This is a genomic window from Bacteroidota bacterium (genome assembly GCA_018816945.1).
In the GTDB taxonomy this organism is placed as follows: Bacteria; Bacteroidota; Bacteroidia; order Bacteroidales.
Genome location: JAHIVC010000064.1, coordinates 1 through 22,504 on the forward strand (window position 1 = coordinate 1; position 22,504 = coordinate 22,504).

15 protein-coding genes are annotated in these 22,504 nt (G+C 34.7%); 9 read left to right on the plus strand and 6 right to left on the minus strand.

Features of this window, described 5'->3' with window-relative positions:
* The 4 genes from KKG99_09710 to KKG99_09725 form a co-directional block, all read left to right on the plus strand.
* Positions 1–574: TonB-dependent receptor (locus KKG99_09710; GenBank protein MBU1013273.1), on the plus strand; the 574-nt coding region annotated here is incomplete at its 5' end.
* Between the two features lie 241 nt (positions 575–815).
* Complete coding sequence (locus KKG99_09715) at positions 816–4,166, plus strand: PDZ domain-containing protein (protein MBU1013274.1); 3,351 nt, start codon at positions 816–818, stop codon at positions 4,164–4,166.
* A gap of 97 nt (positions 4,167–4,263) precedes the next feature.
* Positions 4,264–5,436, plus strand: a complete 1,173-nt coding sequence (locus KKG99_09720) for an ATP-grasp domain-containing protein (protein ID MBU1013275.1) — start codon at positions 4,264–4,266, stop codon at positions 5,434–5,436.
* Between the two features lie 86 nt (positions 5,437–5,522).
* On the plus strand, positions 5,523–6,341 hold the full coding sequence (locus tag KKG99_09725; GenBank protein MBU1013276.1) for a carbonic anhydrase family protein: 819 nt from the start codon (positions 5,523–5,525) through the stop codon (positions 6,339–6,341).
* 54 nt (positions 6,342–6,395) lie between these two features.
* On the opposite strand, the gene KKG99_09730 is transcribed toward KKG99_09725, so the two are convergent.
* The 6 genes from KKG99_09730 to KKG99_09755 form a co-directional block, all read right to left on the minus strand.
* On the minus strand, positions 6,396–6,872 hold the full coding sequence (locus tag KKG99_09730) for a GNAT family N-acetyltransferase (GenBank protein MBU1013277.1): 477 nt from the start codon (positions 6,870–6,872) through the stop codon (positions 6,396–6,398).
* Positions 6,873–6,876: 4 nt separating this feature from the next.
* Complete coding sequence (locus tag KKG99_09735) at positions 6,877–7,842, minus strand: ATP-grasp domain-containing protein (GenBank protein MBU1013278.1); 966 nt, start codon at positions 7,840–7,842, stop codon at positions 6,877–6,879.
* A gap of 106 nt (positions 7,843–7,948) precedes the next feature.
* Positions 7,949–8,926: a D-alanine--D-alanine ligase gene (locus KKG99_09740; GenBank protein MBU1013279.1), complete on the minus strand. Its 978-nt coding sequence runs from the start codon at positions 8,924–8,926 to the stop codon at positions 7,949–7,951.
* Entirely contained in the window at positions 8,923–10,668 is a 1,746-nt protein-coding gene (locus KKG99_09745) for an acetylpolyamine amidohydrolase (protein ID MBU1013280.1), read from the minus strand. The genes KKG99_09740 and KKG99_09745 overlap by 4 nt, the downstream gene beginning before the upstream one ends.
* 5 nt (positions 10,669–10,673) lie before the next feature.
* Positions 10,674–11,936, minus strand: a complete 1,263-nt coding sequence (locus tag KKG99_09750; protein ID MBU1013281.1) for a KamA family radical SAM protein — start codon at positions 11,934–11,936, stop codon at positions 10,674–10,676.
* 862 nt (positions 11,937–12,798) lie between these two features.
* Positions 12,799–14,355 carry a M20/M25/M40 family metallo-hydrolase gene (locus KKG99_09755; GenBank protein MBU1013282.1) on the minus strand — a complete coding sequence of 519 codons (1,557 nt, stop codon included), beginning with the start codon at positions 14,353–14,355 and terminating at the stop codon, positions 12,799–12,801.
* Between the two features lie 207 nt (positions 14,356–14,562).
* Here KKG99_09755 and KKG99_09760 point away from each other — a divergent pair, with 207 nt between their 5' ends.
* The 5 genes from KKG99_09760 (at position 14,563) to KKG99_09780 (ending at position 22,460) form a co-directional block, all read left to right on the plus strand.
* Positions 14,563–15,060, plus strand: coding sequence for a hypothetical protein (locus KKG99_09760; protein ID MBU1013283.1), 498 nt, complete (start codon positions 14,563–14,565; stop codon positions 15,058–15,060).
* Positions 15,061–15,353: 293 nt separating this feature from the next.
* Positions 15,354–16,097, plus strand: a complete 744-nt coding sequence (locus tag KKG99_09765; protein ID MBU1013284.1) for a hypothetical protein — start codon at positions 15,354–15,356, stop codon at positions 16,095–16,097.
* Positions 16,078–18,885: a TonB-dependent receptor gene (locus tag KKG99_09770; protein MBU1013285.1), complete on the plus strand. Its 2,808-nt coding sequence runs from the start codon at positions 16,078–16,080 to the stop codon at positions 18,883–18,885. The genes KKG99_09765 and KKG99_09770 overlap by 20 nt, the downstream gene beginning before the upstream one ends.
* Positions 18,875–20,128 carry a DUF4249 domain-containing protein gene (locus tag KKG99_09775; protein MBU1013286.1) on the plus strand — a complete coding sequence of 418 codons (1,254 nt, stop codon included), beginning with the start codon at positions 18,875–18,877 and terminating at the stop codon, positions 20,126–20,128. The genes KKG99_09770 and KKG99_09775 overlap by 11 nt, the downstream gene beginning before the upstream one ends.
* 4 nt (positions 20,129–20,132) lie before the next feature.
* Positions 20,133–22,460 (plus strand): hypothetical protein, encoded by a 2,328-nt coding sequence (locus KKG99_09780; protein MBU1013287.1) that lies wholly within the window; start codon positions 20,133–20,135, stop codon positions 22,458–22,460.
* Positions 22,461–22,504 lie beyond the last annotated feature (44 nt).

Here is a 22,504-nt window from a genome sequence, read left to right on the forward strand (position 1 = left end):
TGGGAAAAGCTATGGTCTGGAAATATTGATGCAACAAAAATTAAGTAATACCATATACGGTATCATATCATACACCTGGGTAAGAAGTGAATTTCAGGATAAAACCGGTAAATACATTCCTTCCGCCTGGGACAATCAACATATTTTAAATATAGCTGCAGGTAAAAAACTCAAAAGAAACTGGGAGGCAGGCATGAAATTCCGATTACTTGGAGGTGCTCCCTATACACCATATAATATTGAATTATCCTCTTTAAAAACGGTTTGGGACGTTACCCGCACCGGAATTCTGGATTGGAACCGTTTAAATACTTTGCGTAATCAGGTTAGTCATGGATTAGATATCAGAGTTGACAAGCGCTGGTATTTTAGAAAATGGGCTTTAGATTTATATCTGGATATCCAAAATATTTATAATTTCAAATCAAAAGGATTAGGATACCTGGATGTTCAAAGGGATATCAACGGCAATCTGATAGAAAACCCGAATAATCCTGATGCATATCTTACCAAAGAAATTGAAAATACAAATGGGACAATTCTTCCATCAATTGGCATAATGATCGAATTCTAAACCAACTGTCAAATTGTAATAAACATTTAAATAATAACACCAAATTGTAATTGATAGTTATTTATTACTACCAATCACATCTTTTATACATATTAATAAGTAATATTCTATCCTTAAATCCGTAACAAGGAGAACAATAAATCTTACTTAAAATCTAAAAAATTACAATATATTTATAAATTCTAATGATTATTGGTTGAGTATTTTCCCAATAAAAGTATAAATCAAAACAAATAGAACTATGATCAGTGCATACCTTACTATAGCCAGACAAAAATTGTCTGAGTTTTGTCTTCTTTCTTTTAATAAACCGAAGAAGTTATTTCTATTATCAATTTTTGTTTTCTCACTTATTTCTTCAACACAAGCTCAGGGAACAAGATTATTGCGCCAACCGAACATCAGTTCAAGCCATGTGGTTTATACCTATGGTGGCGACATTTGGATCAGTTCATTAAATAGCCATAATGCCGTACGACTTACAAGTACGCAGGCAGTTGAAAAAGATCCATTTCTATCCCCAGATGGGAAATTTGTAGCCTTTACCTCAAACCGTTCAGGAATGGATGCAATTTATTCCGTTTCAATTGATGGAGGCACTCCTACCCGACTCACATGGCATCCAAGTCCGTCCAGGGTGCGCGGTTGGACACCCGATGGAAAACATATCCTCTATTCTTCAACCAGAGAAACAGCTCCATCCGCTTATGATCGGCTTTGGACAGTTTCAGTGAATGGTGGCCCAAGTGAAATGCTAACAGCTCAATGGGGTACCAGTGGATCATTTTCACCGGATGGTAAACAAATTGTTATTGACCGCGTCAGGCGTTGGGATGTGGAATGGCGTAATTATCGCGGAGGACAAAATTCCCCTCTAGAAATTATCAATCTTAAAGATTTATCGGAAACCTTTATTCCAAACGAAAGTACTTTTGACATTCTTCCTGTATGGATGGGCGAAACAATTTACTTTTTATCCGATCGTGATTGGACCTCGAATATTTGGGCCTATTCTCCAAAATCCGGTGATTTAAAACAAATCACAAAATACACCGACATTGATATCAAATGGTTAGCTGCAAGCAATGGCAAACTGTCTTTTGAGCGCGATGGTTATCTACATATTTTAGATCCAAAATCGGATGAAACAACCCAATTAAATATAACTGTTACAGGAGATTTCCCCTGGGCCGAAACTAAATGGGAAGATGTGAGCAAAAACGCGAGATCAGCATCAATCTCGCCCAATGGGAAACGTGCGATTATGGAATCAAGAGGAGAAATTTTTACTATTCCGGTTGAATTTGGAGATGCAAGAAACTTAACACAAAGTTCGGATGCAGCAGATCGTACTCCAATCTGGTCTCCTAAAGGCGATCAAATTGCCTGGTTCTCGGATGCGAATGGTACAGGATATTCGTTGATGATTTCAACTCAAGATGGATTAAGTCCGACAAAAAGCATCTCTATTGGAGAATCAAAATTGGGATGGGAACCTGATTGGTCGCCAGATGGAAAATTTATTGCTTTTGTCGATGATGATGTTCGCATGAGAGTTGTAAATATTGCCGCAGGAACAATCCAAACCATTGATGTGGGAGGAAACAACCTTGAACGTGGTTCGGTTGGATTAAGCTGGTCGCCTGATTCGCAATGGTTGGCTTATGCAAAATCCGGGTCAAATAATTTTAGGCAAATAAAACTCTGGTCGTTAAAAGACAATAAAATTACTGCCATTACCGACCCATTTGCTGATTCATTTTCACCAAGCTGGGATCTCGACAAAAAGCATCTTTACTTTTTAGCCAGTACCGACGTTGCCTTGGGTTCAGGTTGGGCCAACACCAGTGCCATGACCGCAAATCCTGTTTATGCTGCTTATGTGGTTAATCTGCAAAAAGATGAACCTTCACCTTTTAAGGACAAGAGTGATGAAGAAGCAATAGAGAAGGAAGATTCGGAGAAAAAAGACACAGAAAAAGATGCTAAAAAACCTGAAACAAAAAAAGGAGAAAAGGAAGAAAAAGATGCCAAACCAGAAGCACCTAAAGTAATACAAATCGACTTTGATGGAATCGAACGCAGAACGATGGCTTTACCTATTCCATCACGTAATTATACGTTTACCTTAAGCGGTCCATCTGGTATTTTATTCATAGCTGAAAGGATTCCAAACAGCAGAGGATTAACCATTCAAAAATTTGATCTTAAAGAATCTGAATCTAAAGAATTTGCGAGTGGGGTTAATCAAGCAACCGTTTCGGCTAATGGAAAACAGATGTTGCTTAACATGGCTGGCAGTTGGAAAATTGTTGAAACTTCAAAACCAAATGCAAAGGATGCAAAATCCTTGAAAGTTGATTTAAAGATGAAACTTGACAGAACTGCTGAATGGAAGCAGATGTTCAATGAAGCGTGGCGTTATGAGGGTGATTATTTCTACGATCCAAATATGCATGGCAGGGACTGGAAAGTAGTTTATGAGCGTTACGCTCCATTAATTCCTTTCGTAAAACACCGTTCCGATCTTACCTATATTTTGGATCAGGTAAACGGAGAACTTTCCGTTGGTCATAGCTTTGTTATGGGTGGCGACTTCCCTGAAGTAGAACCGGTTAGCGTCGGATTACTCGGGGCCGATTTAGTTGCAGAAAACAATCGCTGGAAAATCAAACGTATTTACACAACCGAAAGCTGGAATCCTGAATTATCAAGTCCTCTCGATCAGCCCGGCACAAAAATTCAGGAAGGCTTTTTTATTGTTGGGATCAACGGGAAAGAGATTACCGCTAAGGATAATCCTTATGAATTTTTAGATGGAACCGTTGGAAAACAAACTGTTCTGCACTTGAATAAAAAAGCTGAATTTGAAGGTTCATGGAAGGAGATCGTAAAACCCATCAGAAGCGAAAACGCTTTACGTCAGAGAGCCTGGGTTGAAGATAACCGTCGTTTGGTTGATAAATTATCAAATGGCAGGTTAGGATATATCTGGGTTCCAAATACAGGAGGCCCCGGTTTTGTTTCCTTTAACCGATATTTCTTTGCTCAACAAGATAAAGAAGGTGCCGTGATTGATGAACGGTTCAATGGTGGTGGATCTTTGGATGATTATATGGTTGACCTGATGACTCGCAGTTTAAGGGCTGCATTGACCAATGAAGTTCCAAATGGCAAACCTTTACAATTACCTGCCGGAATACTCGGGCCAAAAGTTCTGTTGATTAATGAATTGGCAGGATCAGGTGGAGATTATTTTCCTTGGGCATTCCGTCAGCAAAAGATAGGACCATTAATTGGATCCAGAACCTGGGGCGGTCTTGTGAAATCATCAGTTCATTACAGTTTGGTTGATGGCGGTGCGCTTACAGCACCTGATAACGCTGTATTCGATCCAATCAATAACAAATGGGTTGCAGAAAACGAAGGAGTAGCCCCGGATATCGAGGTACGTCAGGATGCTAAATCGTTGGATAAAGGGATTGATCCACAACTTGAACGAGCTGTGAAGGAAGCTTTATTGTTAATAAATAAGCATCCTAAAAAAGAAATCACCCCTCCTCCGTTCCCAACACCTGCAATTAAGAAATAAGAAAGACTAAATTAATTTTATTTCCAGCCCTTCTGATACTTTTGCTGAAAAGCAATTGAATTAGAAGGGCATATTAATCTATCGAATTCATTATTATATGATTCTCATCGATCAACCCTATATCTCAGATTTTCTGATAAAAACTATTAAAGAAAATAATATTGAAATTATTTCGACCTCGGCAGCCAGAGAAATGGTTTCGGACAACTCCCTAAACTGGATTTCAGAAGAGGATGCAATTAACAACTTTAAAACCGATGCAAATAGTTTATTGCTTTCCATCTCAGAAAATGCAATTAGTTGGATCGAAAAGAATCTTGGATTTACGAATCTCCCGAATCAAATTAATCTTTTTAAAAACAAAATAAGGTTTAGAGAACTATTAAAGGACGCATATCCAAACTACTTCTTTAAAGGAATAAAATTTGAAGAACTTAAGCAATTCAAAAGTGATGACTTTAAATTTCCTTTCATCCTTAAACCGGCGGTTGGATTTTTTAGTGTTGGGGTATACAAAGTTGACTCGTTCGACGAATGGAATCAAACCATTGATAAAATTGAATTGGATATTGAAAAGATCAAAGGCTCTTATCCGAAAGAAGTTGTGGATGTTTCCGAATTTATCATTGAAGAAATAATTGGTGGTGAAGAATATGCCATCGATTGTTACTTTGATCATCATGGCGAGCCGATTATACTCAATATTTTTCATCATATTTTTTCATCAAACGATGATTTAAGCGATCGAATTTACAGTTCATCAAAAGAAATTATCGAATCTTTAAAAGATAAATCTGAAGAATTTTTGAAACTGATCAGTGCGAAAACAAATCTAAAAAATTTCCCTGCCCATATTGAAATTAGAATTGACAATGATGGAAATATCAATCCCATTGAAGTTAATCCTTTGCGATTTGGAGGATGGTGCACAACAGGAGATCTATCCTGGTTTGCTTATGGGTTCAATTCTTATGAGTACTTTTTGAAAGGTAAAAAGCCTGATTGGGATTCCATCTTTAAAACAAGAAAAGGCAAAAAGTACAGTATTGTAGTTCTGGATAATACTTCGGGATATAGTGCAGATGAAATTGAATTCTTTAATTACGATCTTTTATTGAAAGATTTTGATAAGCCTTTGGATTTAAGAAAAGTGAATATGAAAGGATATCCGATTTTTGGTTTTCTATTCACCGAAACGAGTGCTGATAAAGAAGCAGAATTAGTTCAAATACTAAATTCAAACCTCAGAAAGTATATCAAACTAAAGTAGCTGAATTTCACAATACGAATTAATACTTTGCATATTGTAAATTTTGTTATATTTTCATTCCTTAAATGTTAATCCAATCCCAAAAAATGAAAAAGATATTTAAATATAGCTTCTTATCAATTGCATTTACCGTAGTTTTATTCTCGTGTAATTATTCAGTCAAAACAGAAAAAACCTCAGATTCAGAAACACACCAAACAAGTGCTGGAATTAAAACAGATTGCAATGAAGTCCATTGGTCGCATGCCGCTGGAGAAAGTGGTCCGGAAAATTGGAAAAATTTGTGCGATGGTTTTACAGCCTGCGGTGGAGTAGCTCAATCGCCGATTAATATTGTCACGAGTACTATAGAGGAAATAGGTGGATTAAGTCCACTTAATATTATTTACAAGTCATCTAAAACTGATATTATTAATAATGGACATACGGTACAATTTAACACCTCGGGAGATAACATCCTGCTCATTGGAAATAAAGAATATGAGTTAGAGCAATTTCATTTTCATGCCTTGAGTGAACATACCATTAATGGGTATCATTACCCCATCGAGGTCCATTTTGTTCACAGGCATTCGGATACAGATTATGTGGTGCTCGGAATCATGTATGAAGAAGGTGAAGAAGATCCGCTCTTAACAGAATATTTAAATAATTTCCCGGTAAGCAAAGGGGAATTCACTTCCGATAAGTCCATTGATTTGAGTAAGCTGTATCCGGCTGAATTAAGCTATTATTATTATTCCGGTTCTTTGACCACACCACCATGTTCGGAAATTGTGAGCTGGTATGTTTTAAAAACCCCACTTCAGGCTTCAAAAGCGCAGGTGGATAAATTTTCGAAAATATTAAACAATAATTATCGGCCCGTTATGCCACTGAATGACAGGAAAGTATACGGATTCTAGAACTTAATAGAATAGAAAATCAGAATTTGATTGGTAAGAAACAAGTTGGAGAATTCACACTTTCCTTAGATATACTACTTTACTATCGTTTACTCCATAATAATCAGGTAACTCAGCGACTTTCTCACAATCAGTATTTTCATAAAAGGCCCTTGTTGGCTCATAAAGCTGTCGTGAGGATGTCTCAATCCAGATATTTTTGCCCCCTAATCGGGCTACATCCTCGTCAACCATTTTAAGCATCATTTTTCCAATTCCTTTTCCTTTTTCATCCTGGTGAACGACCATCCAGTATAAATCGTAACTATGAAATGTACAGGTATTCTTCCCGTAACAAGCGTAGGCAAGCACCCTATTGTCATGTTCTACAATGATAAAAATATATCCACTCTTTTCTTCACCTTTAGTTAAATTCTCTTGTGCCAATTCCAGTGCAACTTCTACTTCAAAATCATAAAAAAAACCGGTAGATACTAGTATTCCGCGCAAATCGTTAATATCGCTTTCTTTCAATTCCCTTCTAAATTCCATAATCTCAGTTTAAATCATTTAAAATCCTGCTAATCATCATTTCAATCGTATATCCGGCATAGTCATTCGCCGCAACAAAACCACTATCGGGAGCGATGCAAGGATTTCCATTTATTTCGAGTATAAATATATTTTCATTCTGATCTACTCTAAAATCTACCCGGGCATAGCCTTTTAAGTTAAAAGCCGTCCATGATTTTTGGCAAATTTCGATGAGCTCAGACTTAAGCTTTGGATTGTTTTCCAAAGTTCCGAAAGCACGGTTCGTTTGTTTGTATTCTTCGCTACTCTCATCCCACTTGGCTTTATAACCAACAATTTTGTGTTTGTCGTTAAAGAATTTATCAAAAACAATTTCGGCAGGAGGTAAAACCTCGGCTCCGGTTTTACTTGCTAAAATACTTACATTAAATTCTCTTCCTTCAATAAACTCTTCAATAAAATAATGAGAATCCGGGAATTTTTTGACCTTTTCAAATTTCTCTTTTTCAGCAACTTTAAAAATAAAATCTTCGGAAATACCTACCGATGCTTCTTCCCATATAGGCTTTGCGATATAGGTTTTTTCCGGATTTAATTTATTATGCTCATTGATAGCAAAAAAATCAGCCGTTGGCAACTGGTTAAAGCGCATCATTTTTTTTGCCAAAACTTTATTGGTCGTAACAAATAGTGCATCCAACGGAACACCTGTATAAGGGATTTTAAATGAATTTAAGATGGCTGGTGCAAAATAAATAAGCTCTCCTTTTCCCCAGGTTGCTTCCACCAAATTAAAAACCACATCAGCCTCCTCATCTTTTACTTTTAACAAATCGTCCATCAGATCATTACCGACTGTGAGGCATGCAACTTCACTATTCAGATTTTCACACGCTCTCTTAACCAAATTTCTTTGACTGATGACGTCCACTTCATCAGGGTTGTTGGTTAAAACCTGATTATGAACTATTACGATTTTCTTTTTCATCTGTTTATAATTTGTCTTTTATTTGCCAGATGCCTGCCTGTCGGCAGACAGGGAACTCGCCATTGATAACGATTCGCATGTGTGAGAATATCTCTCATGGCTCGTTTCATTTATGAAAATTTCTTTTTATGGCCGAATCTAATATTTCATCTATTATTTCCTGATATGAAATTCCATTCAAGCGACAAAGAATGGGCAAATCGGAGGTTACAGGATTAAGTCCTGCCAAAGGATTTACTTCGATAAAACTCACCTTACCAAAACGATCGATCTTGACATCAACCCTTCCACCATCCAAACAATTCAACGATCTCCATGCCGCAAGAGCCACCAATTTGCATTGTTCAAGCATTTCTCCTTCAACAGCAATATAATCAACAAGATCTTCATAATTTTCTTTAGTGTCGTATGAATATACCTCTTGTATATTTTCCCGATACACGATTTCCATTGCTCCCGGTACGTAAGCATCTTCACCACAACCAAGCACCCCAACCGTAAATTCCCTTCCCGGCAGGTATTCCTCTACCAAAACCGGCTGGTTAAAAGTTCGAAGCAAATGAACACAAACCATTTCTAATTCGGCTTTTGAATTGATCACTGATTTTGAATCAATACCTTTACCAGTTCCTTCAGAAATAGGTTTAGCAAAAAGTGGATATTCAAGATTAAGCTTTTTTAAATCAGAAATTTGAGAAACAACATGGAATAAAGGTGTATTTACGCCACTATCGCGAACAATTTGTTTAGCAAAGGCCTTATTTAATGAAACACCTAATGTTACAGGTCCTGAAAAAACATACGGAATTTTATGAGCATCAAGCAAGGCAGGAACTAAGGATTCACGTCCTTCACCATAAAGCCCTTCAGCAATATTGAAAACCATATCCCATCTTTTACCAACAAGCATTGCGTTCATTAAACTAATAGCATGACCGATTCGCTCGGTTTGGTGGCCGGCATTTTGAATCGCTTGCTCAATTCCTTCAATGGTGCTTTCCTTATCGAATTCGGCAGTTTCTTCTAAGGTATAACCTTGCTTTAAATAATCGGATCTAAGGTCGTAAGTAAGTCCTATTTTCATTTTCCATTATTAATTCTTGTTGACAAATATCCTTCAAAAAAATTGCGTGCATTAATTCCGAGTGAGCGGTTTTTATACCCGCCTTCCTGAGCGAACAACATTGGAAACGGTAATTTACCCAATTCAGTTCCATTATTTTTGAAGTCGGTGGCTGTAAGCGACCAGGTGCCAGTCGGATCACCTTTTGCCGGGTCAAAACCAAGGCTGACAATTAAATATGCAGGTATGAATGAAATGATTTCTTTGATCGCTTTTTTCAAATGATGTAAGTATTCCTCTCCTGACAATAGTTCTTTCAAAGGATGATTTATATTAAATCCTTCACCAATCCCCTCACCTTTTTCATCCGCAAAACCTGTAAAATAAGGATATGCAAAGGAAGGATTCCCATGAATGGAAATGGTTAGGACATCCTTACGATCATAAAATATTTGCTGATGACCGTTGCCATGATGATAATCAATGTCTAAAATTGCCACTTTGCCATATTTTGACAGGAAATTAGCAGCGATTGAAGCATTGTTAAAATAGCAAAAACCTCCAAAAACACTTCTTTCCGCATGATGGCCAGGAGGTCTGATCAATGCATAAACTGTATGATATCCTTCCAATAATAATTCAGCTCCGGTCAAAGCACAGTTCACTCCCGAACGGGCTGCTAAATATGCATTTTTATTAATTGGTGTAAAAGTATCCATACAATAATAACCTGCAAGTACCGAATAATCATGTGGTGGTCGTGTTGCATTACGAACAGGGAAAACATAAGGATAAATAGATTTCCCTTCAGGCAATTTGTCGCAAACTGTTTTTATATAATTAAAATATTTGGCGTCGTGCACATCCGTAATATGTTTATCAGGAAATCCTCTTGTTGGTTTTGTTTTAAATACATTTAATTTTTCAATTTCCTTTAAAATACTTCGTATCCGTATGGGTGATTCAATATAGCCCACCTCTTTAATATGGTGAATATCATGTTTGTCGTTAATGATCAGTGCGATCTCATCTTTTACGGCGTGTTTTTTTTCATAAGGGCGTTCCTTAATGATATATTTAAAATCCCTTAGTTTAACGGGATCGTCCTTTACCGAAGACAATACCATTTTAATATAATCTTCGGGACAATAATCAGGATATTTCCGCTCTAATATAGCTCGGATTATTTTTTTCATCTGAACAGATGAAATCCGGATATCATTACCCAAATCATCATAAACTAGATATGGTGGGCAATCGTCAGTTTCTGTATCGACTAAGGTTTCATATTTTGTACCTATTATCGGTCTGGCTCCATATCTTTCATAGAATGCCAGCCTACCTTTATTTTGTTTTATGAAACTCTTATCCTTACAAAGTTTTTCATCATCCGGTAAGCATTCCATAAAGATTCCGATAGATTTCAGCATTTGTGCCTCTTCTCTTAACCTTTCGTAAATTGCACCGCCAACCCCCGATGAAGTCTTACCTGGTTTAACTGCAATGTAGTCCAGGAAACAAAAATTTTTATCGGGCATAAAAAACATGATGGCAAATCCTTTAACATTTGACCTGCCATCTTCGGCAACGAATAAAATAGATGCAAACTTAAATTTTAAGGGGTCTTTCATCTGTTCGAGAATTTCATTTACTTTTCCTTCCTTTACCGAAGGGAAATGCATTCTCAAGATGCTGAATACCTGTTCAATTGAAGCAGCATTTGATGGAAGATAAGCGTCTGTAATCTTCCTGATTTTAAACATGGCCATTATTTTATGGGATCGTAGTATTTAAAGGTCTTTCCTTCAAAATTTTTCAAGACGACATTATCTCCTTCCCTGCCCTGATAATATTCGGGAAGGATAGGTATTTTACCACCTCCGCCGGGAGCATCGATAACATAATGCGGAATGGCATAACCACTTGTAAATCCTCGTAATCCTTTAATAATTTCAAGACCTTTTGAAACCGGTGTTCTGAAATGTGATGAACCCGGAATAGGATCGCATTGATAAATATAATAAGGCCTCACCCTGACTTTTAAGAGTTTATGCATGAGTTCTTTCATCGTGTCAACATTATCGTTCACATCTTTAAGCAGAACCGTCTGGCTCCCCATAACAATTCCTGCATCAGCAATACGATTGCAAGCCTCAGTAACTTCAGGGGTAATTTCATCAGGATGGGTGAAATGAATGCTCATGTATAGCGGATGAAATTTCTTCAACATTTTCACCAGCTTGGTCGTAATTCTTTGAGGCATAACAACCGGAACTTTCGTACCGATACGAATAATATCCAGATGCGGTATTGCCCTCAATGATGATAATAGAAACTCAAGATGCCGATCTGGTAATGTTAGTGGATCACCTCCTGAAAGAATGACGTCCCTGACATTTGGATTGTTGCGGATATATTCAATTGATGTTTCCCAAGCTTTCACACCAAAATGCTTCTTATCTTTTGATATCATATGCGAGCGCGTACAATATCGGCAATAAACAGAACAAAATCCTGTAGATAGCATTAAAACCCTGTCTGGATAACGATGTATCAGGTTTTCAACCGGACACATAGAATCCTCGTGCAAGGGATCACTCTCTTCACCGGGTGAAGTAATGAGTTCGAGCTTATTGGGAACTACCGCCTTGTTTAAGGCATAACCCTTTGGTTTACCATATAAAAGGCTTGCATAATATGGTGTTATCCTTAGTGGCAATTTTCTTGATTTTGATAAAAAATCGAAATCATCTATATTGCTGATATCAAACAATTCAGAAAGCTTTTTGAAATTTGTATAACTGTTTTGGATTTGCCATCTCCAACTGCTCCATTGTTTTTCGGTTGCTTGAGGGAAGAATGTTTCGCGAAATTTTACTGCTTCGGGGCTGGTAACTTTGAAATCGGAAGGAGAAATTTCGGTTTTACCGAATAATAAATCTTCTGAGGTTGTGGTTTCAAGGATTACTTCAATTGAAGATAAATCCTCCACAAGGGGAGGTTCGTAATCCATCTGTGAAATTTCATTCATAATATTATATCTTTAAATAGTTATTTCTATGTTAATTTTCTGCTTTATTAAAATTTTAAAACCTATATAAAAACCGAAACGAAATTACATTTTTTATACACTAAAAAACATTCATATTCGCATCTCAAAATTATTCAAATTAGCAGTAAATTATTTTTTTAAAAAAAATAAAATATGAACAAGTAATTACCACACACAACACTGATAATCTGATACTTTACAGAATTGAAAGATAATTGCTATCAAAAAATATTAAATAAAATTTAATAATAAAGATTGTTAGAAATAAAAGGTACTTAAACCTGTAAAAATAATGATCTGGTAAGAACCCATCCGATTTAACTTATTTTTATAGAATTACGTTTTATCAAAAAAAAAAACGAAAGAAGGCCAATTATACCATTTTATATAAAATTTTCTCAAGAGATTGGTGATCATTTTTCGTACTTATTTTTTTTTCGATAGAACCGGATAAATAATTTTCTGACATCAGTGGTATAGGGTTTACAACTTCTCTTCAATTTTTGTTGTATTGAAATCAGCTAAAATTACTACACTCATTATTCCCATTTTAGGAATATGTTCTTAAAGTTGTCCATTTTTAATAAGTACATTTAATTTATCAAACTACTATTCAGCATCTTACACAACTTGTACAATTCTTGATCTGATTATAAAAGTATGAATAGATAAAAAGGTAATTTAGAGTAGGATTGAAATCCCAAACAGTTATCGGATACATAATTGGCAATAGAAATGACATCAACATTTAACAATTACCTTTCTAGTGTAGTCTTGTTTCATGAAGAAAAAAAACGCTGCCCTTGAACTAGGCAGCGTTTTTTGTTTAAAACATTATCAACTAGAACATTCTTCGTTCACCTTCAGCCGGAGCTTTATATGGCTTACGCGGCAATTGATTATCTCTCATCGCTGCATTATATATAAATGATGCAACTACAATTGCATTATGTGTTAAATCACCCATCACTAATCGTTCGTAAGTATCCATATTGGTATGATAACCCCTATCATATTCGATTTCGTCTTGAATAAACTGAAATGCAGGCAACCCTAAAGGATCGAATGATTGATGGTCGGTACCGCCTGTATTTCCTATTGCAATTATGCTCATTCCCATAGGATTAAATGGTTTCATCCATGCTTCAAAAATGGGTCGAACCATTTCGTTTTGTTGTAAATAAATACCTCTGAACTTACCTGTACCATTATCCATATTAAAATAAACATCAAATTTTTCAAAACCGGATTTCAATTTATTACTTTTTGGATCACGTATGTATTTTTCAACATAACCTCTTGATCCATGCAATCCTTGTTCCTCTCCTCCCCATAATGCAATACGGATGGTACGTTTAGGTTTTACATCAAGTGCTTTCAAAATACGCATTGCTTCCATCATTACGATACAACCAGATGCATTATCAGCAGCACCGGTTCCCCCGTGCCATGAATCAAAATGCCCGCCAATTAAAACAATTTCATCTTTTAATTTTGGATCAGTTCCTATTATTTCGCCCATTACGTTGGTTACTTGCGGACTAGTACTAAACTCGTTTTGTATATCAATTTCCAGTTTAACCGCAACTTTATGCTGTAGTAACCTTGTGATGCGCCCATGTGCTTCAATTGGTAGATTTACTTGAGGAATTGGTTGTGGATCGCCACTTTTGTAATTGGCACCACTTGATCGTGGTACATTAAACTCACCAGATCCATTCAAAATGACAGCAGCTCCTTCACTGATTAAAAACTCAGATATTTTTTGTCGGAGTAGCCTCATTTTCATATAATCCTCCATATTGAAATTGCCTCTTCTCCTTCGGGCTTCTGTACTTTCCTCCTGAATCTTTAATAAATCAGACTCAGTATACCTTGTCGCAAGCGGTTCAAAACTTAATTCATAAGTCTCAGTTGATGGCATCAGAATTATTTTACCCTTAAGCTGTCCCTTATATTTTTCTAAATCTTTCTCATCTTTAACATCTATTAAGACTGCTTCTCCGCTTATTTCACCAGTTGTACTGCCGGTCCATGCAATTGGAGTGGCAGAAAAATTAGCATAATATGGCGCAGTCATTGCAACATATGTTCTGATATTATCCCAACCTCCTCTATCAAAAGCCCTAACTTCATCAATCATAACATTTTCGAAGCCATATTCGATCATTTTATTTTTAACCCAAACATTTGCATTGAGTTTGGCTTTAGAGGCTGTCAATCTAGGTCCCAGAAAATCCGTCATCCAAAACGACAGGTCTTCAATTTTTGAATTCGCCTTTCCTTCTTGCTTAATTTGATAAACGATATTCAGGTCAACTTGCTCCGTTTGGGCAATAATATAGATTGGAAGAAACAAGAAAAGAATGATAGCACTAATTAAATTTTTATTCTTCATAATAATACTGTTTAGGTTTTGGTCAAATCTAAGAAATAAATAAAGCAGCGTTTGACCTACTTATAAATAATATATAAATCGAAATTATTTAGCTACGTATATACAAGAATGAAGTATGAGAAGATTAAAATTATCATAAATTATGATGATTTTTTTGATTTGTTCATTTTTAAAATTATTTTTACCCGATAAACAAAAAAAAACTCAATGAAAAACGCTATTCTACTTATTTTTATGCTATTATGTGGTAATTTATTTGCATTCAATATTAATTGCAATGTCGATGATGAATCTATACTTATTCAAGAACTCAATTTAGCTAAAGTTACTGAAGATGTTGATGCAAAAGTTAAATCTATTCGTAGAGTAATTAATAAAAAAGTACAAAGAACTTTATTTAGTTTCACTGAAGATCTTATTGCAGATTTGGTTCGTACTTCTAGTGGTGTTTATTACGAGGAAATGGGCAAAAAAGTAGTTACTAATAATTTTGAGAAATTAACACCTGAACAAATCGATGTTTTGAATTTTTTCTTACTTGCAGAAGCTGCAAGTGAACTTGACAGAAAAAATTTTCTCGCCGAAGAAGATTCATTGCGCCTTGAATTATATAGGGATCGCAGAGATAAGCTATACGGTGCATTGGAAAAAATTTTGGAAAAAATTTCAGGCATCTCAGATTCAGTAATAGAAGATATTAAATAATTATCGCATTAATTTCAGCTCAACAATTTAAGAACAAGTAATCTTTTAATGAATTTGATAAAGAAAAGCATTAAAATTTACGCCTTATCTTAGATTTTGTTTATAAATATCTGCTATATCTATTTCAATCTATAAGATATCGAAATGTTTTTTCGTTAAATAGTAGATTTTTATAACATATTCTACTCTTATCATTATTTATATTTATATTGATATTATCTAAGACCATATTTTAGATCATTTTTTATATTTATATTTGACCATATTTAACTAACCACCAAGCTGACCCATCGATGACAAGAAGATTATTATTCAAGTTATTTTTTATTGTTATAATTTGTGTTCTATTTCCATTCAAATCTTATCTTCAAACGAATTCGAAAAATGATATCATCCTCATAAATCTAAAAATTCATACTGATAACATTTACAGGCTTAACGACCTGCTTGTTAATGGCAAACTTTATCGCCCACTGAATGCCAATGCCAATGGATCGCCATATTTTCAAAATGACAAGCTTTGGAGAAAGAGTAAATTATTTATTAAAGGAACCGAATTTTCGGACCAAAATATTTTATATAACATTGAAAATGATGAATTAATTGCAAATATTATTTATCCTGATGGCAATACCAAAAATATTGTTCTTGATCAAGAGTTAATTGATTCATTATGGATTGAGGATCATTTCTTTATTAACATAACATCTTTTACAAAGGAAAATATTAAAGGTATTTATGAGCAGGTATATAACGGTCGTTTTAAAGCTCTTATAAAGCATCACGTTACCTATAAGCGCGTGATTGATTATAATGCTCCTAATGGTTATTACGATGATCCTGAAAAATCTATTTTTATTCTCACAGAGGATAGACTTGTTAAAATATCAAATAAACGAACCCTTTTAAGTTATTTTAAATCCGATAAAAAAGAAATAGGACGTTTCATAAGAAGAAACAAAATCAATTTAAAAACCGCATCTATTATCGAATACTTCACCCTGTTTAAAATTTGTGATGACCTTTCCAACGAATAAAATATATTTTTTAAAGCTGTTTAGTATAATCTTCTTTGCATTTTTTGCAAATTGCCCAATCTTTTCTCAAAGTAGAGACGTAATAGTAACAAAAGACTATAATAATTTGTCTTGGGAAGCTTTTGTTCAAAAAGCAGAACTTGAATTACAGATAAAGATTTACTACAAAATTGCGGAATTTCCTTCATTGACAGTGCACATTTCGGAAAATATGCTGTTGAGTTCACTTTTAGCTGATCATCTCAATAAATTTGGCTATCAAATTGCCATTGATAAATACAATAACGTTTTTATTTCAAAAGAGTCAATTATCACCACTATGATTTCTGATTTTTTCAAAGACTTTAATGATGATCAAAGCAACCTAAAGTTAGTAGATGAAGTGCAAGTAAAATCAAATTTTATCCAAACAAATGATGAATTCATAGCTAAAGAAATAACCGTTGGATCTAAGAAACAAGGTCTTAATAAAAGCAAAGCTGTGGTGAGTGGATATATTAAAGATGCCATTTCAAAAAAACCAATTTCAGGGGCAACTATTGCATTATCAGACTTAAGTTTCGGTGCGGTTACTGATGATGAAGGACATTTTAGTTTCCAGATAGATAAAGGGAAACACAATATGACAGTAAGCTATATAGGCAGCAAAAAAGAAAAAATTGAAGTCAACGTATTATCGGATGGATCATTTGAGCTGTTTCTGGAAGATGAAGCCATTCTTCTAAATGAAGCCGTAATCAGTGCAAATAAATATGATAAGGTCAAAGGTACCGAAATGGGTATTGAAAAAATAACCACAAAAAGCATAAAAGAAATCCCGCTTGTAATGGGTGAAAAGGATATCATAAAGGTTGCTTTATTACTACCTGGAATACAAACAGTTGGAGAAGGCTCATCAGGGTTTAACGTCAGGGGTAGTCCTACGGATCAAAATTTATTTTACATAAATAATTTACCCATCTATAACACCTCCCATTTAGCAGGATTTTTCTCTTCATTTAATTCGGATGTGATTGATGAGTTTACACTTTATAAGAGCAACATCCCTGTTAAATTTGGCGGGCGTTTATCTTCTATTTTTGAAATTACAGCAAAACAAGGTAACAAAGAAAGATATACGGCAAGTGGCGGGATTAGCCCTATAACCGGCAGGGTTTTATTTGAAGGCCCAATTAAAAAGAATACGAGTAGTTTCATTATTGGGTTAAGATCGACTTATTCAGACTGGTTACTTAAATTAGCAAAAAACCCTGACATAAAAGAAAGCTCCGCAAATTTTGGTGATGCAATCGCAAATTTCACATTCAATTTAGGGAATAAGAATCAAATCAATCTATTTTCATATTATAGTTATGATCAAATGGATCTTGCAAAGAGAACGAATTATAATTATAAGAATATTGGCTCCTCGTTGGTTTGGAAACACATATTTAACAATGTTAACAGTCATGATTTAAGTTTTGTACACAGTATTTATAATTTTTCGGAAGAAAGTAAGGATATTGCCGTTGCTTCTTATACCCATTCAAATAAATTAGAACATACGGAGATAAAATCCAGTTTTAACATCAATAATATTAAGGATCATAAAATCAATTTTGGATTAAATAGTATCCTTTATCAGGTTTACAGAGGGAAATACGAACCGTTGAGTTTGGAAAGTTTAATTGATTCGAAGGACCTGGGAAAAGAGAAAGGAATCGAATCTGCCTTATTTTTTAGCGATGAATGGACATTATCTCCTAAATTATCGGTGAGTGCAGGGCTACGTTACAATTTATTTGCATATATAGGAGCCCAGGATGTAAACGTATATCTCGATAATTTACCAAAAATTAGTGCAAACATTATTGACACACTACATTTTAAGAATAATGAAATCATAAAATCCTATGGAGGTTTAGATTATAGAATTGCAGCAAATTACATGTTCAGTAATGATTTTTCAATAAAACTTTCCTATAACCGACAGCATCAATACATCTATATGTTATCAAACAGCATCGCCATATCTCCTGATTATAAGTGGAAACTTTCTGATTATAATACCAAACCTATTGTTGGCGATCAGTATGCCGCAGGATTATATTTTAATACTTATTGGGGAGGCCACACTTACGATCTTTCAATCGAAGGATATTATAAAAATGCTAAAAACATTGTAGAAATTAAAGATGGGGCAAACCTGATCATGAACGAATTTTCGGAGCAATCAACGCTACAAGGCAAAATGGATGCGTATGGAGTCGAATTTATGCTTAAGAAGAACACCGGAAAATTAAATGGTTGGTTTAATTATACTTATTCGAAAACCAGTGTGAAAGTTGACAGTGAATTTCCTGAAAACAAGATCAATTTTGGTTATTCATATCCATCAAACTATGATAAACCACATGCTTTAAATCTGGTTGCCAGTTATCGTATTAAAAGACGATTAAGTGTTTCAGGCAATGTTGTTTATTCTATAGGAAGACCGATTACATACCCAACTGCGATATATTATCAAAATGGATTTAAAACACTACATTATTCCAAACGCAATGAATATCGAATTCCTGATTACTTCAGGGTTGATCTTTCGGTTTCGATAGAAGGCAATTTAAAGAAAAATAAACTTGCTCATGGTTCCTGGACTTTCTCAGTATATAATCTTACCGGACGAAATAATGCATATTCGGTATATTTCAGATATGAAGAAGGTAAAATCAACGGATATAAATTATCCATTTTTGGAAGTCCTATCGTATCATTAACTTATAATTTCAAACTTGGGAATTATGCAAATTAGAAAATCAGGCAGAAACAAACTATTGATTATATTTTTAATCATTGCTTTAGGGTTGGGGCTCTCATGTAGTGAAAAATATTGGCCTGAATTGAATCCTGCTTACGAAAATCTACTGGTCATTGATGGTAAAATCACCAATGAACCAGGACCATATACCATTAATTTATCAACCAGTTCTTCGATCGAGGAAAATAGTTTCAATCCCTTATCAAATGCTCAAGTTGTGCTTAGCGATGATTTTGGCAATAGTGAATTACTTCTTGAAACAAGTTCTGGTAAATATCAGACTGCCATAAATGGGCTCCAGGGAATTATTGGGCGAAAATATAAAATTTCAATCATAGCAAACGGAAAATCCTATGAATCTTCATTTGAAGAACTTAAAAACCCGATTGAAGTTGAAAAGTTAAATGCTGAATGGGTAAAACATACAGGAGCATCAGATGAGGAAGATGAATACGGGTATCAATTTTATCTGAGCACAGAAACAGCCAGCGAAGCATTGAATTATTATTACTGGGAACTGACCGAAACGTATCAGTATACTTCCTATTATTTTGCGCACTCAATTTACTGGGGTAAAAACCTTCCGGGGAAAAATGGGTTTGAATTCTTTCTTCATCCGGATACGCTATTTATTTGCTGGAATTCAAGACAAATAGATGAACGTTTCAGTTATACCACCAAAAATCTTAAAATCCCCAAATTAAATAGGTTTGTGATCAATTTTGTTCCAAATAGTGAAAAATTAAATTTCAAATATGCATTACAGGTGAAACAATACACAATTTCTGAGAATGCATATATATTTTTAAATAGTTTACAAAAGCAAAACGATATTGAAAATTCATTATATACCACACAGCCATTTCAGATATTAGGAAATGTGCAAAATGTTGATGATCCTGAGGAACCTGTTTTAGGTTACTTTCTGACTGCAGGAGTTAATGAAAGCAAACCTCTATTGGTTAATAGACCGATAGGTTTTTATATTCCGTCCGACTGGGGCGAATGCAGCGTACTTACAGCTGATAATATTTTTAACGTAATGCAGAGAGTACAAGCATTGCCTTCGCGATACTGGCCAGTTATACTTGCTGTTGATCCAAATCCTGAAAACACAAATCCCATTCTTGTTGATGCGGAATGCGTTGATTGTCGAGTAAAAGGAGGAGTTCCGGTTAGACCAGCTTTTTGGGATGACAATTCATTGTTAAATACTCCGGATGGAAAAATTAAATAATTGAATGAAAAAGATTTTTATCATATATTTCGTTTTTTTGGGATGGCTATCCAATGCTTATCCTCAATCAGATTTTAGCAGACTGACCAATAATTTGACTGAAAACATTGTTTTGACAACAGATAGGGATATTTATATCAGTGGTGAAAAAGTATGGTTTAAAGCACAAGGATTCATCGCATTAGATGTTCCAAATAATCAACTTAGTAATATTTTATATGTCGAACTTTTCAATGCCTCTAATCAATCCTATGTAAGAAAAAAGTTCAAAATTATAAATGGGATGGTTTCTGGAATGTTTATCATTCCACAAGAACTGAATTCAGGAAATTATTTTATAAGGGCATATACGCAATATCAACGAAACAGTTTACCCGAAACATTTTTCACTCAAGTCATTACCATCATAAACCCCGCTATCAAATTATCCAAAGAGATTTCGGAATATAAAGGAATTGAAATCTTTCCTGAATTTGGCCTGATCATGAATAATTTGACCAATAGAATAGCAATAAATTTTGGTCAAAGAGATGAGAACAAAACTTTAACCGCCTGGTTAACAGATGAAAATCAAAACAGGGTTTCCGATGTATCAATCAATAACGGACTGGGACTCATGCAGTTTATCCCTACTGAAAACAAGCAGTACACACTCCACACGTTTAATATTCAGGATACATTGCTTACTAAACTACCCAAAGCCTCAAATGAAGGAATAGTAATGAATGTTTTAAAAAGCAATTTTTCAGATCAAATAGATCTGCAAATCATTAGCCGGCAAGCATTAAATCAGGAACTTAAGCTGGAATTATTATCCTCTCATTTAAATAAAAAAACTGAACAGCAAATTTATTTACAAAATCATGAAACGCATTTATCGATTCCGACTAGCTCCTTTGATCCGGGATTTAATTATTTTATCCTGCGAAACAATAAAAATGAAATATTAAGTATTTATTGTCATCTTAAACCCTTCGACAATCCTATCGCAATTAAAATTACGCCCGACAAACAAAGCTATAAGCGACGCGAAAAGATTGAATTGGAAATTGAACCGACCGTGAAAAGTGAAGAATTTATCGACTTATCAATCACTGTAGCAAAAAAAGGTACCATAAACGGTTATAATGATAAAATGCCAAGACAAATCATCGAAAACCCTGTCCTGTTAAATTCATACCTGAGCTCAAATAGTGGAATAAATGCAGAAACTAAAGAATTAGATGCGCTATTAGTTGCATATAATAGCAAACTTGCAAACGATGTTGTTTTTAGAAATAATTTGACAAAATTTAAATACAATCTTGAATGGATTCCTGAAATAAGAGATGTTTCACTAAGTGGGTTCGTGATAAACAAAGAAACAAGAATGCCTACTGCTAATGCAGAAGTATATGCTTCTGTATTCAAAAATAATCCTCAAGTTCATATGTATAAAACTGATAAAGATGGTTTTTTTATTTTCTCTCTCAATAAATTAACTGAGTTACATGATGTTTATTTAAGTGTCAAAAAAAATAATATTACTGATAATCAAGAATTTGAACTGCTTGTAAATCATGATTTTTTAAGATCGTACCCCACACTTAATTCAACTTCAATAGATATTGATTCTACCCAAATTCCTTTTATTGAGGAACTTTACATTAATACTCAAGCTTCTAAAGTCTTTAATACTGAGACCGGAAACCGGGCCAAACCAACTGATAATCTACCTTTTATTTTTTCAAATCCCGAATTTAGCCTTGATTTGGATAACTATGTTGAGAATCCTTCACTCGAAGTTATTTTCAGAGAATTGGTTCCAAGTGTTAAAGTTAAAAATGATGGTGGAAAATATTCATTAACGGTTACCGATCCGGATAGAAGATTAGCACAAAGTGATCCCTTAATTATGGTTGATTTCATAGCTATTTTTGATGTGAACGAACTGATGAAGATTGACCCCGCAGACATTAAAAAAATTGATATATATACCACTCCATTCATATTGGGCAACACACAAATTGAAGGAGTTATTTTGATTACCACTAATACCGATAATTTCGGGGGAATAAAAATGTCTGCCGAATCTGCATTTTTCGAATATACTACCGTATCCGATTCATATTATTTTGATCCGCCAACTTATGAATCAGTTGAAACAGCCAATAGTCATGATGCCGATTTCAGAAATTTACTTCATTGGCATGCCTCCTTAAAAGTCAAAGATTTCAAAAAAGTTACATTTTATGCATCTGATCATTGTTCCGAATATGATATCATCATCAGAGGAGTAACAAAAGATGGAAAAAAGTATTATGGAAAGAGCAGTATTGAAATATCAAGATAAAAAAAGGACCCGAAATCGGGTCCTTTTTTTATCTGTCCATTCGT